The organism is Desulfosarcina cetonica JCM 12296 (assembly GCF_001311845.1).
In the GTDB taxonomy this organism is placed as follows: Bacteria; Desulfobacterota; Desulfobacteria; order Desulfobacterales; family Desulfosarcinaceae; genus Desulfosarcina; species Desulfosarcina cetonica.
Window position 1 is genome coordinate 1 of sequence record NZ_BBCC01000175.1, and the last position, 12,778, is coordinate 12,778.

Consider the following 12,778-nt stretch of genomic DNA (forward strand, 5'->3'; position numbering starts at 1 on the left):
CGGGCAGGGCGGCCTCGGCGTGGGCGAAGCGGCGCAGGATGGCGATCACGTCTTCCATGGTGACGCGCCAGGTCCTCGACGGGCATGTCCAGGTCCGCCTCGGTGGGGAAGACGGCGGTGGCGATGGCGCAGTGCACCGGCAGCACATCCGCGGCCTTGAGATCGCCACGGGCCAACAGGCGGCCATAATCGGTCAGGGTGGCGGCGAAAAAGCTGTCCGCATTGCGTGCCGACAGACGCAGGCCGCCTTCCTCCAGGGCCAAAAGCCGCAATTCCATGGCCCGCAGGCCCGCTTCCACGGCCGTCCGAAAAGCTTCCTCGGCCTGAAACCGCTGTACCAGTTCGGTCATCTCGGCGCTGTTCTGGGTGAGCAGACGTTTTTTTCCGCTACTGTAGGCCAGGCTCAGGTAGATCAGTCGGCTGGCTTCGTAAGTCGTTTCGGCACTCATGCAGATTCCTCTGGCGGGCGGACGACGCCTGGTGGATCAAGCGGAGTTCGTGGCCCCGGTAGCGGCGGCCGGCACAAAGATCGACCATTACCCGTCGGTCGGGATCGGGCAGTTCCACCCGGACCCGATGTCGGGCGGCCAGGCGCCGCTCCACCGTGCACTGGAACACGGCCATGGCCACGGCCACGGGCAGCAGCTTGCCGCCGTCGGATGCGGCATCACGGCGCGACACCGCTTCGAGCAACCGGCTGAGCAGGACCTCGCCGTCGGCCAGTACCCTGTTATGCAGCAGTTCAAAGGCTGGTGCATCAGCCCTTCGCTCAGTTCGGGCATGAAGTGCTGGATCGGGGTGCCGTCGATCTCGTGAACCGCCTGGCTGCGGTCGCCGGGCACATTCTGACGTTCCAGGGCCCGGTCACAGGCCTCGATTACCGCCGCCGGTCGAACAGCGGCCGCTGGGCCGGCGGGTCGATGCGGGCGATGAATTCCGTGCCCACCCGGGCCGCGTCCTCCTCGCCCAGCCGGCACAGGCGTCGCATCACTTCCTCCATGGGCGGGAAGGCCCCCAGGCTGCGCCGTCGGAAGAGCTTGAAACTGTGGTAGTCGTAATCATCGGGAAGCTGCTGCAGCTCGGTGGTGAGATTCATCAACTGGGTATTGAGGCGCTCGAGCATCTCGGCCAACCGGTGGAGCTTGGCCTCGTGGCGGTTGTTTTTGGAAGCGGTCAGGTTCTCCACGACCATGTTGTGCAGCCGCCGGCCCTCCTTCTGGATGCTCGTGGCCTGGCCGACGCCTTCTTCCGCCAGGCCCCGTACCTGATCGAAAGCCACGGCGTGGATGTTGCGCCGGATCTGGCGGCGGGTGTTGCGCACCTCCAGGGCCTTGCGGGCGCACTGCTTGCGGTTGGCGTCGGCAACGGAGATGGCGTCGTCCACATTGCCCCGCTCGATGAGCAGCTTGATGCGCAGGTTGCCGATGGCCGTGGCGTCCAGGGCGCTGGTTTCGTGGAGGCCGAAATAGGCCGTGTACCCTTCGTCGGTGAGGGTGAACAGGGCCTCGCGCCCTTCGCCGGTGTAGACCGTCTTGATCAGCCAGAACCGGCGGTTCCGGTATCGGCCGGCCGTGCCGTCGAACCAGGTGTATTGAAACGGCAGGTAGCGGTTTTGGCGGTTGACCAGGTGATCGAACACCTTGCCCAGCACATCGTTCAGCCCCGCATGGGTGGCCGCAATGCCGCAGGCCGTCGCCTGCTGGCGGGCCAGGGGCAGGATCTTGTCCAGGATTTCGGCGCGCGTGGCGCCGGACTGGTACTCGGTCAGCTCCGAGATCACATCCAGAATGGCAAAGGCGATCCACAAGAGGTCCAGCCCATCCCAGACGGCACCGGTATCCTCGGTGTCGCCCTGGCGGAACCGCCGGGCCTCCAATTCGAAGATCGGCCGCATGATGGCGGCGGAGTAGACCGCCCGGTTCACGTCCGACGGCAAGCCGAAATCCGCATCGGCCGGTGGAGAAGACCCGGCCGACGTCGGCGCGGTTGCGTCGACGCGGTCCGTTTGCTGCTGTCGCTTGACGAAATCGATGAGGTCGAGTTGAATCGGCATTTCTCGTTTAAGGCCCTTTGTTGCGGTCGGTCTCCAAAAAACGGCCACGGAATCTCAGGCCAGGATATAGCCCAATGCCGATCGGTTTTCAATTGGGATGAGGGCACCTAAAGGAACCGCATTTTGATTTCGGTCGGTTGTTGGTATAACCGAAAGCCAATGATTTTGGTTCAATCAATGCCAAATGCCAAAATCCAAATGTCAATTGAAGGATCAGGTCGATTGTAGATCGATAGAATACCACCAATTGGCATTTGTCATTGGACATTTGACATTTTCGCTCGTCGTCAACGGATGAAACGAATAGCGCCGACTCAAATGGAGTTGCCTGGGTTGGCCTATGTCCTTTCCGCTTGCGCATCCCGAACGGCCACAAACACATCCCCAAAATGCAATTCCGACAACTCGACAGGCGGCGGGACGTTGTTTTCCAGGGGATGGATTTGCATCTCCGCCAGCCTTTTTCGCTTAACGCGGTTTGCCATTCCCAGGCCACCCACTGGGATGTTGCCGCTGAATGGGACCAAAACAGCAGAAACTGGTCGCGAGAGCGGATCTCCCTGGCGAGCTCCAGCTTCCATCGGTCCCCCGGGCGCAGCGACAGGCAGTCCATGAACACGTCGAGTCCCGCGCTGATGCGGATGGAGGCCAGACGGTCCAATACGCGTTGGCGATCGTTGGACGCGTACGATGCAAAGGCCGTCCGGGCCGCTTCGGTGACCGCCGTTTTTGGCGGAGATGCCGTCCGGTGATCAACGACCTCAAGATCCATGCGCAGTTTGGCCACGCGGATGCCGTCAATGGCGACATCGAATTTCAGAATTGTGACCCCCTGGGGGGCGTCGGTGCCAAGCCGGACATCGAAGTCGAGCATGGCGTAGGCTGAATCCCAGGTGAATGTCTGCTGGGCATCCTCCACCTCCAGCCACCGGCCTGACAACGAAACCGTGACGCAGGTGCCGGGTTGCCACCGGCAGCGTTTCAGGCCCAGCACCGATGTCGAGCGGGGGCTCAACTGGTGGAGCATCGCTTCCACGGCGTCCTTTTCGTCTTCCAGGTAAGCGACGAAGCGGGCCGTGAATTCGTCGCCGGGCGGTAGTGCCGCCGGCGCCGATGCACCCAGAAAGACCTCCTGGAGATCGGCGGGTTCGCTTTCCGGCATGCTTCCGCCGCGTTCAACCATGCGTGGCGGTTCGGCTTTTTTAGCGGTGGATGGAGGGGCTTCTGGCGGGCGCCGAACCAGCGTGAGAAGATCTTCTTGAGCCGGCCAAAACTACCAGGAGAGGCTTTCTCGGGTACGGGTGGTAGGGTGATCAACGGGTCGAGCCTCTGGATGAGGACGGCCATATCCCGATCCCATCGGGACGGATTCAGGTAGACCGGATCGTCGCCGGTCAACCGCTGCAAGGCTTCAACGGCAGCCGCAGCGTTGGGCGTTTCGGCATGATCCATTAAAACAATGACGATCGGGGTATCCCACCGGGCTGCCGTCGCCGCTAACCGCTGCAATCGATCGTCGTCCTTGTTGAAGCCTTCGGCCTCGACAACCGCGATCACCAGCGTGCAACCGGCAACGATGGGTTGAAATGTTTCTATTGCCACCCCACCGGATTCTATGTCCAAGGACAGGGGACGCTGAACGTGGTTCGCGCCAAAATGGGCGCTTAATGCCTGATACAGGCGATGCACATTCCGTTCTCGACAGTTATGCCGGTAAACCATTTGGATTTCCAACATGCGGTCTTCCTCTGAAGTCCTTCCATGCCATGGTGGTGGCTGCTATTTGATCGTGTTTGTTGGGGGGGCCGTTTGGATCGTTCCCGGGATCACGACGGGAAAGGGCTTTGGCATGAAGATCTCCGCATCGTAGCTGACCCCCCCGCCACATGTAAGGATGGTGCCGGCCGCTGGAGATTGGGACCTCACCAGCGCGATGCCGGCGGCATTTTTCCGATTGTAGGGCACCAGCCGCGCAGACTGGATGGCTTTGTCCGCATTTGCCGCGCTCATTCCCACGACGTTGGGGACCCGGCAGGGAGGCATCGTGCCGGTAACAATGGAAACCGGTGTGCCTCTGCGTACCAGGTCCCGGTTCGTGGGCTCTGGTCAATAACCCGATTCCAGCTTGCCCGCGCATCGGATGGCCGTGTGGAGGCGCCTCCCCAACTTAGGCCGTACTGATTCAGGATCGCCTGGGCGCCCCGTTGGGTCTGGCCGCCGAGGTTGGGGACCCGACGACCGTTTACGGCCCTGACGATCTCGATAGCGGTCTGGGGGGTACCCGCTGGCCGGGCTGCGGAGATTGACGCAAGATCACATCGTCATTCACATTTTCACGCAGCTCTTCCGTCACCCGGCCGAGCCTGAGGCTGTTATTGGCCAGGGTGTTGCCGGCCACGTTCATCACCAACCCCACGATATTGGGGACGACAACGGATGCCGCCTCGACGGTCAAATGGATCGGCGTTTCAAGCCGGACCCGTTGGCCTGGCGGCGGGTCCTGCCGAATGACCGTGTCAACCGGATATTTTCCCGTGATTTGTTCATTCATGCTTCCCTGGATGAGCCGGTGCTGATTCAGGATCATGCCGACCCTGTCGCGATGTTGGCCGATCAAATGGGGAACCAGCACGGATTCAGCCTCCAGCACGAGTCGCACCCGAGTTCCGGGGCGCACCCGTTCGTTTGGGCCCGGGGATTGGCGCAAGACCGTATGGGGCGGTTGGGATCCGGTGATTTCCTCATCCCAGCGGTCAACGAATAGCCTGGCCCTATCCAGTGTGGATTGGGCGGCCGTCCTGTCGAGCCCCCTGAGGTCGGGAACCAGTACCGACTCTTCTTCCACCACCAGGTCGACGGTGCTGCCCGTGGGTACCTCCAGGCCGCCGCCCGGATGTTGCTCGATGACCGTTTCAGCCGGAGCGCTTCCGGTAATGCGCCGATCCACTCTGCCCAGCTTCAGGCCGCTTTGGACGAGCAGCGCCTGGGCATGCTGGAAGGGTTTGTGGATCAACTGCGGCAGTCGTACCGGCTCCACCTCCACACCGATATGAACGGCGGTGCCTTTGCGCACATAGGTTCCTGGCGCAGGCGTTTGTTCGACCACCGTGCCCAACGGGGGGCGAGCGGGCGTCACCTTGGGGATGACTTCTCCAATGCGTAAACCGGCGGCCTCGATGCGTCTGCGGGCTTCTTCCCGGGGCATGGAATCAAGGTTGGGCACGATCACATGGGCCTGCGCGGGGCTGATGGCCAGTTCCACCCGGTTGGCCCAGCCGATGATTTCATTGAACGTTTCGTGCGGGAGCGCGCTGGTGGTGGGCCGCTTGCCATGGACACTGCTGGCCCGCTGGTTCTGTTTGATTGTTACACACGACCAGGCTTGGTTTGGAGAGCTGAGTCTAACGGTGCCGCGAATGACACTGACGGTGCTTGGGCCGGTTGTGATTTTTGAAACCGAGAAAATTGTCGATTCGGGTCCGGCGACCACGTCTTCGGTTTTTACTTTGAACAAACCGCTCAATTTTTTCTCGATGATCACCACAATTTCGCCAAATTCGATGTCAAAGGAGGAAATCCGTCCCCGGGTGCCCGGCTTCATGATCACCTTGGGGCCATTTTGCTTAAACGTGATCACAGCCCAGGAGTGATCGTCGGTTTCGATGACATTGTCGCGTTTGAGGTCCATCCCCTGTTGGGTTTGAACCCGCATGTCTTTCTGGAAAACTTGGACTTGATCGTATTCTCCCGGACCCGCAAGGCGGTTGCCGATGAGTACATGGCTCAATGTCGCCGGCGCGCATCCCTGCAGCAGCATGCCGCAGACCATCACGGCCAGCAGGGTGGCGATCCGCAGGTGGTGAGGAAAAGGATGGCCCGGTGAAGCGTTTATTCTGCAAATGCTTGAGAAATCCATTTTCTTTCGACCCTCCCGGCAATCCAGTAAGCGAAGAAAAAGCCCCCCAGATGATAGAGCCAGTCGATCAAGATGCATCGGGTGATGCACAGATAAAAGCCAACGCCTGCGTATAGGAGTGGAAGGCTGACCATTGCCGCGATCCGCCAGCGGATTGCCGGCGGTTTAATCCAGAAGCGGATAAAAACACCCACCAAAATCAACCCGACCATCATCAAGGCCTGATCGGCTGCCGCCAAAGGCCTTACCACGGGAACACCCGCCGCGCTGTTCTGAATCGTTCGAAAACTGTCGGCATGCAGTTCAACACCGTACCGGCGGTCGTTCTTGACGTCGAAGACCCGGACATGCTCGTTGCCTTCGGTGCGAACACCCACAAAGACCACCTTGCCGCTGAAGGCGCTTGGCGCCAACGTACCTTCTTCTTCCGAAACGATCCGTTCAAAGGAGAACATGCGACGGGCATCACGCATCCAGCCCGCCGGGCTCAGGTCGATGAACAGGTCCGCATCCAGACTGCCCGGTGGGTTGGCCGGGCACCTTCCCTCGCGGGCGCGGCGCTTTTCCGAAAAGAAAACGGGGCCGATCGGGAAGGGGAACAAATCGATTTTCTTCCGTTGCCAATCGATGCTGAAGGATCCAACGGTGTTCAGGGCGAAAAAAGCCGCCAGTGCCAGAGACGGGTATGTCTCTCCCTGGCCCCCTTTTTCCGCGCCGGGTGCTTGGATGGCAATCGGGTTGATGCCGTAATAACCGAGCTTGCCGCTCAGGCACACCGAGCCCAGGCCAAAGGGGCCCAGTGCCTCTCCCAGGGCGTCTTCGATTACCGGAACGCCGCCATCAAGGGACTTGAATCCAAGGACCACCTCGGTGCCCCGGCTGCGCGCGGATTTTATGGCCTTGCCGAACGCTTCGGTAGACAGGGCGATGTCGTCATTGGCATGCTCCGGTTCGTAGGGCGGAAAGGTCATGTCGAAGACCACAACGCGCGCACCGGCAAGCGAAAGACGCTCCACCAGCCGAGCGTATTGTTTGCGCATGGTGGGATTGACCGAGCCGTTGACCGATACCATTGCCAGGTTTTCGGATAGCGGCTTGTTCTTCAGCATATTGCCCACGGAAAGTGTCATTCCTTCCAGAAGCGTATCCAGTCGGAGAAGATCGAACAGCCCCACCCAGAAGAAAGTGAAAGCCAGCACAAACGCCGCCGTGGTCACCGCAAACAGACGATTGCGAAAGGCAATCCGTTTTTTCAGCCAGTCATAATCGCGCCGGTCACGTTCCAGATATTTTGAAAAATCCCTGTCTTGGTGTGCTTCCCGGTTGCCTGCCAGGGATTGATTAAAACGGTGCGTTGCAAAAGCGGCCTTTTCGGTATCGATGGCTCTTTTGGAACAGGCCATGTCACGCCAGCGCCTGCCGGAAACCTTGTAGAACAGAACCCCTTCCGGCGCGCGGAAAAACAGGACCGGCGTGGCGAACTCGCGTTGATCGGGAAATTCGCGGATCAAGGCATTTCTGGCATGGGTCACGGCCCAGTCGACCCGGCCGGCGTTGGCGCCTTTGAAAAGGGCGTAGTAGAATTCGCGTGCAAAGAGGACGGCGGCGGCATCATAAATCGGATACTGCATGGCGATGACTGCCGGGACGCCCGCCTGAACGAGCTTGGGCGCAATCCCCACAAAGGATTGGGTGCCCGAAACCGTGGCCCCCTGACAGGCGTTGAGCACAACCAACTTCAAATCCGCGGGATGCTGCAAAAGCCCGGCAAAGCGATGCTCATCCACCCATTCCATGCCGCCGTTTTCCCGGTTGAGCAGCAGTCGGCCGCAATTGTCCTTGAATTCGGCATGGCCGATAAAATGCAACACGTGACAGGGCGCATCGATCAGCGCGTGCCCGATGCGATCGAGGGTCACATCGCTCTTGAGAACGGTCAGGGTGACCTCTTCTCCCATCACCGCCAGGGCACGGGTCAGGGCCTCGATTTCCCGATTTGTTTCCAGGGGCGGAAAGGGGGCAACGATGTCGGGAACGGCGACAAGCACTTGCAGGGGAAGCTGCGCCTGCAGATGCTGAATCGGTTTGGGGACATACAACCATCGGACGATGGGTGAGCGTTGATCGACACCCAGAAACGCACGGGCGGGATTGAAGAGCAGTTCCCAGGGCAGCGGGGCTAATTCCGGCGCGGCGATGCGCAGCCGGATGCGGACGCCCTGTTCTTTGTGGGCCAAGGTGAAACCGGTTGTCTGCTCAAACCGGACCCCCACCTCGCCGGTGAACAGGTGTTGGAACAGCAGATGGCCGAACTCGGACATTTGGATGCTGTCGGTGCGTCTTTCGGCAACCTTTTGGAGCGCATCCCGGATCCGCGCGTCGTTCGGATCAAAGGAGAAAACCCCTTCCGCCTCGCCAACCGGTTGCGATTCGGCATAGATGGGGTATGTCGGTCCCGGTCCGATACGAATATCGTAGTTAATGTATTCCACAGACCCGTTCCTGAATATCCATCGCCAAGGGTTCCGGCGCCAAGCGTGAGAAATACGACGTTTGGAGTCGACACGCGCAAAGCGGATAGGACGAAAACGACAACGCGTACAGGAACAAAACCAGGGTTCACTTTTCAGGGATGCCTTTGGGCGCCGATACGGCCATCTGAATGAGCAACTACCTGTATAATATCAAAATATAATTCAGGTCGTCTGTCAAGCCTTGGGTTGCCATCGCCAGTGCCGAGGTTTGACAGTGATTCGTTTCTCGTTATATTACCAGCGAAGCTCCATCCTCATCCAGGCGTCACAGCGGCGTTGCATAGCGGATATAGTATTCAAGATAATGTTTTTGGACCGCGTTACCGGTCGTCGCAGTACGCTTTATACAGTTTCCTCCCGCTGGCCTTGCCAAAAGCATTCAACCCCTGGGGATGAAATGGAACCATCGACATCTCAAAGTGAGAAAACAGGCGCCTTGCCGGCATCACCAGCACCGCCGAATGGCGAAGGCGGCCATTGGCGCAAGTGGCCGCGACGCCGTTTCATGATAACAGGGGCGACCGGACTGCTATTGATCGGTTTGGTTCTCGGCGGTCTGTATTTCCGCCATGCGATGGCTCACGAATCCACAGCGGATGCCTTTATCGATGGCCATATCATCGCCATCAGTCCACGGGTCGACGGGCATGTGGAACGGGTGCTGGTGAACGACAACCAGAAGGTGGCGGCCGGTGATCTGCTGGTCGAGCTCGATTCACGCGACTTTCGGGTCAGGCTCAACGCCGCCAAGGCCGCGTTGGATGCCGCCGAAGCCGGCCGGCAGGCCCAGGACATCGGCATCAATGTGACGAGTATTACCACGACGGCCGGACTGGCGGAGGCCAAGGCCAACGTTGCCGCCGCCAAGGCCATGGTCGCCAACGCCCAGTCATTGTCCGCCACGGCGGCCAGCCAGGTGGATCAGGCCCGGGCATATGTGTCGGTCGCCAAATCCGCCCTGGCCCAGGACATGGCGGAAATCGATGCCAAGAAGGCCAAATCCCGTGAAGCGGCCCAGGATCTGAAGCGGTATCAAGAATTGGCCCGTAGCGATATTGCCACGCCCCAGCAGCTCGATCACGCCGTTGCGACCGCGCGCATGGCCGCCGCCGACCTGAGTGCCGCCCAAAGCAAGGTGGCAACCCAGCAGGCCATGGTTCGACAGGCCGAGGCCGCCTTGAAAGCGGCCACCGACGGATTGGACCAGGCCCGTTCCCAGGTCGCCGCCCGCCAGGCGGAGCTGGATCAGGCCAATGCCCGACTGGCCTCCGCCCGATCCGCTCCCGATGTCGTGTCCCGGAGCACGTCGCAGGCCGCGGTATCCAAGGCCGATGCCGAAAAGGCCCGGGCCGATGTCGAACAGGCGGCGCTGAATCTATCCTATACCAAAATCCATGCGCCCGCTGACGGCCACGTAACCAAGAAAGCCGTGGAACCGGGGACGTTTGTCCAGATCGGCCAGTCGCTCATGGCCATCGTACCACGGGAAGTCTGGGTGACAGCCAATTTCAAGGAGACCCAGCTCACCCACATGCGTCCGGGCCAGCCCGTCACCATCAAGGCCGATACGTACCCGGACAAGACGTTCCACGGTCGGGTGGACAGCATCCAACGCGGCACCGGATCGCGATTCAGCCTGCTGCCGCCGGAAAATGCGACTGGCAATTTCGTCAAGGTCGTTCAGCGGATTCCGGTAAAGATCGTCTTCGATCGGCCCGCGGAACTCTCCGCATTCCTGTTGGTGCCGGGCATGTCGGTCGTCCCGGTCGTCGATATCACTGCCGGCGGACAACCGCCATCCGCTCCACCACCCGGGCAGGCTGCCGGTTCACCGGCCTCGACCGCGCCTTGACGATGGCTGAAAACCGTGGCCGGCCGCTGCGTTTTGCCTGAACCGGGCCGGCCCTGAAAAGATGATTTGTCCATGGACCGAGCCGACAGCGACACGCCTTCCTCCGAAACGCCGGTAGTCAATAAATGGCCGATCACCATCGCCGTGATGTTCGGCGCTTTCATGGCCGCCATGGACATCAGCGTGGTCAATGTGGCCATGCCATACATGATGGGCGGTTTTGCCGAAGATCTGTCGTCGATCACCTGGGTCGCCACCAGCTACAGCATTGCCGAAATCATAATGGTGACCATGTCGGGCTGGTGGAGCGCCCTGATCGGACGCAAGCGGTTGTTCCTGGGATCCTTTGCCCTGTTCACCCTAGGCTCGATTCTATGCGGTACGGCCGTCACCTTTCCCCAGATGATCTTCTACCGCGTCATCCAGGGCATCGGCGGTGGCGCCCTGATTCCGGTTTCCCAGGCCATTTTGCGGGAGACCTTTCCCGCGGAGAAACAGGGCATGGCCATGGCGGTGTGGGGCATGGGGGTGGTGCTGGCACCGGCAGTCGGTCCCATCCTGGCGGGTGGCTCACAGATCATTACGGATGGCCGTGGATTTTCTATATCAATGTGCCGGTAAGCATTGTAGGCATCTTGATGGTCGCCATTTTCGTGGCGGATCCGCCGTACCTGCGCCGTGGCCTCAAACGGGTTGACTGGCAGGGCATCCTCCTTCTCTCCGTGGCCCTGACCAGCATGCAAGTCATCCTTGAACGTGGACAGCAGCAGAACTGGTTCGATTCGAACATGATTCGCTGGGGCACGGCCGTGTGTGTCGTATCATTCATCGGTTTGATCTACTGGGAGCTGAAAGCGGACGAGCCGGTGGTCAACGTCCGCATCCTGCGCAACCTGCCCCTGAGCCTGGGATCGATCATGGGCGTCGTTTTCGGCATCGCCCTGTTTGGCACCACCTTCATCCTGCCCCAATTCACCCAGGAACTGCTGGGTTACAGCGCATACGAGGCCGGGCTGATTCTGGCACCGCGGGCCTTCATGCTATTGCTCTGCATGCCCCTTGTGGGGCGGTTATACAACCCTGTGGACGCACGGATACTGGTGCTTTTCGGCACCCTTGTCACCTGCTGGTCGTATTATGACCTGGCCCGGCTGTCCCTGGAACAAGGATTCTGGGACCTGGTGCCGACCCTGATGATCATGGGGATCGGCATGCCGTTCATGTTCATCACCCTGTCGACGCTCTCCTTGAGCACCATTCCCAAAGCGGACATGACCGACGCGTCGAGCCTCTACACCCTGGCCCGGCGCGTCGGGGGAAATATCGGATACGCCCTGGTGGCCACGCTGGTGGCCCGCGGGCAGCAGATCCATCGGGTTGAATTAAGTGCCTTCATCACGCCGTACAATCCCAACCTGGCCGATTTCCAACGCCAGGCCGCCGATCTTCTCGTCCAGGCCGGCCTGAACCCGGCGATGTTGCAGCAGGCCAAACTGGGCCTGCTCAATACGCTCGTCAACCGGCAGGCCACCATGATGGCCTATAACGATGTATCGTGGATCCTGGGGTTCCTGTTCCTGGCCACCATTCCCATCACGCTTCTGCTTCCGGTGCGACGGCGCAAGCGCCATGGGCAGGACGGTACCGCCTGACGGTGAACATCCGTTACTGGTCGATGCCGGCCAGGCACAGATACTTCATCTCGACATACTCCTCGATGCCGTACCTCGATCCCTCGCGGCCGATGCCGGATTGCTTGACGCCGCCGAAGGGGGCCACTTCGGTGGAGATCAGGCCGGTGTTGATGCCCACCATGCCGTATTCCAGGGCCTCGGCGACCCTGAAAATGCGTCCCATGTCGCGGGCATAGAAATAGGCGCCAGGCCGAAGGGGGTGTCATTGGCCATGCCGATGACATCGGCTTCGCTTTCGAAACGGATCAACGGCGCCACCGGGCCGAAAGTTTCGTCCACGGCCACCTGCATGTCGGCGCTCACGTCGGCCAGCACGGTGGGCTGGAAGAAGGTGCCGCCCAGGGCGTGGGCCTTTCCGCCACTGAGCAGGCGGGCACCGCGCGAAAGGGCGTCGTCGATGTGATGGGCCACCTTGTCCACGGCGGCGCGGTCGATCAGCGGTCCCTGCTGCACGCCGGGGGTCATGCCGTTTCCCACCTGGAGGGCTTCCACGGCGGCCACCAGCCGGCGGGCGAATTCGTCGTAAACACCGGCCTGCACGAACAGCCGGTTGGCGCACACGCAGGTTTGCCCGGAGTTGCGGTATTTGGAGATCATGGCCCCTTCCACGGCCCGGTCCAGGTCGGCGTCGTCGAAGACGATGAACGGTGCGTTGCCGCCCAGTTCCAGGGAGACCTTCTTGATCGTGGGCGCGCGAGGCGGCATGACGCCGCCGGCCGACCTCGGTGG

Annotated in this window: 12 protein-coding genes and 1 pseudogene; 4 read left to right on the forward strand and 9 right to left on the reverse strand. The window is 60.8% G+C overall.

All coding sequences use genetic code 11. The features are described 5' to 3' along the window. A partial coding sequence (locus JCM12296_RS26890; RefSeq protein ID WP_157067925.1) for a hypothetical protein occupies positions 1-449 on the reverse strand: 449 nt, incomplete at its 3' end. On the opposite strand from JCM12296_RS26890, the gene JCM12296_RS26895 reads away from it, so the two are divergent. After that, entirely contained in the window at positions 448-816 is a 369-nt protein-coding gene (locus JCM12296_RS26895; protein WP_054699636.1) for a hypothetical protein, read from the forward strand. The genes JCM12296_RS26890 and JCM12296_RS26895 overlap by 2 nt on opposite strands. A 61-nt stretch (positions 817-877) precedes the next feature. Here JCM12296_RS26895 and JCM12296_RS26900 read toward each other — a convergent pair whose 3' ends face one another. The 7 genes from JCM12296_RS26900 to JCM12296_RS26920 form a co-directional block, all read right to left on the reverse strand. Next, positions 878-2,053, reverse strand: coding sequence for a hypothetical protein (locus tag JCM12296_RS26900; protein WP_054699638.1), 1,176 nt, complete (start codon positions 2,051-2,053; stop codon positions 878-880). An 88-nt stretch (positions 2,054-2,141) separates the two neighbouring features. Continuing rightward, positions 2,142-3,080, reverse strand: a complete 939-nt coding sequence (locus JCM12296_RS45815) for a toll/interleukin-1 receptor domain-containing protein (RefSeq protein ID WP_306304136.1) — start codon at positions 3,078-3,080, stop codon at positions 2,142-2,144. After that, the gene (locus JCM12296_RS45820; RefSeq protein ID WP_246804933.1) at positions 3,065-3,790 is read right to left on the reverse strand and encodes a hypothetical protein; all 726 of its coding nucleotides are present in this window, start codon (positions 3,788-3,790) and stop codon (positions 3,065-3,067) included. The genes JCM12296_RS45815 and JCM12296_RS45820 overlap by 16 nt, the downstream gene beginning before the upstream one ends. 42 nt (positions 3,791-3,832) lie before the next feature. Further along, complete coding sequence (locus JCM12296_RS26910; protein WP_054699642.1) at positions 3,833-4,096, reverse strand: PASTA domain-containing protein; 264 nt, start codon at positions 4,094-4,096, stop codon at positions 3,833-3,835. Continuing rightward, positions 4,060-4,356 (reverse strand): PASTA domain-containing protein, encoded by a 297-nt coding sequence (locus JCM12296_RS50900; protein ID WP_157067926.1) that lies wholly within the window; start codon positions 4,354-4,356, stop codon positions 4,060-4,062. Before JCM12296_RS50900 ends, JCM12296_RS26910 begins: the two co-directional genes overlap by 37 nt. Further along, positions 4,296-5,969, reverse strand: coding sequence for a PASTA domain-containing protein (locus JCM12296_RS26915; RefSeq protein ID WP_054699645.1), 1,674 nt, complete (start codon positions 5,967-5,969; stop codon positions 4,296-4,298). Before JCM12296_RS26915 ends, JCM12296_RS50900 begins: the two co-directional genes overlap by 61 nt. Beyond that, positions 5,942-8,461: a CHAT domain-containing protein gene (locus JCM12296_RS26920; protein ID WP_054699646.1), complete on the reverse strand. Its 2,520-nt coding sequence runs from the start codon at positions 8,459-8,461 to the stop codon at positions 5,942-5,944. The genes JCM12296_RS26915 and JCM12296_RS26920 overlap by 28 nt, the downstream gene beginning before the upstream one ends. A gap of 439 nt (positions 8,462-8,900) precedes the next feature. Here JCM12296_RS26920 and JCM12296_RS26925 point away from each other — a divergent pair, with 439 nt between their 5' ends. The 3 genes from JCM12296_RS26925 to JCM12296_RS26930 all read left to right on the forward strand — a co-directional run bounded on the left by JCM12296_RS26925 (position 8,901) and on the right by JCM12296_RS26930 (position 12,007). Further along, a complete protein-coding gene (locus JCM12296_RS26925) occupies positions 8,901-10,355 on the forward strand; it encodes an HlyD family secretion protein (protein WP_172684130.1) in 1,455 nt (484 codons plus the stop codon). Between the two features lie 72 nt (positions 10,356-10,427). After that, the gene (locus tag JCM12296_RS48195) at positions 10,428-10,976 is read left to right on the forward strand and encodes an MFS transporter (RefSeq protein WP_218188307.1); all 549 of its coding nucleotides are present in this window, start codon (positions 10,428-10,430) and stop codon (positions 10,974-10,976) included. Then, positions 10,967-12,007: an MFS transporter gene (locus JCM12296_RS26930; protein WP_281492167.1), complete on the forward strand. Its 1,041-nt coding sequence runs from the start codon at positions 10,967-10,969 to the stop codon at positions 12,005-12,007. Before JCM12296_RS48195 ends, JCM12296_RS26930 begins: the two co-directional genes overlap by 10 nt. 13 nt (positions 12,008-12,020) lie before the next feature. Here the strand turns inward: JCM12296_RS26930 and JCM12296_RS26935 are convergent. Then, a pseudogene (locus JCM12296_RS26935) lies at positions 12,021-12,754 on the reverse strand (aldehyde dehydrogenase family protein). Between the last annotated feature and the right edge of the window lie 24 nt (positions 12,755-12,778).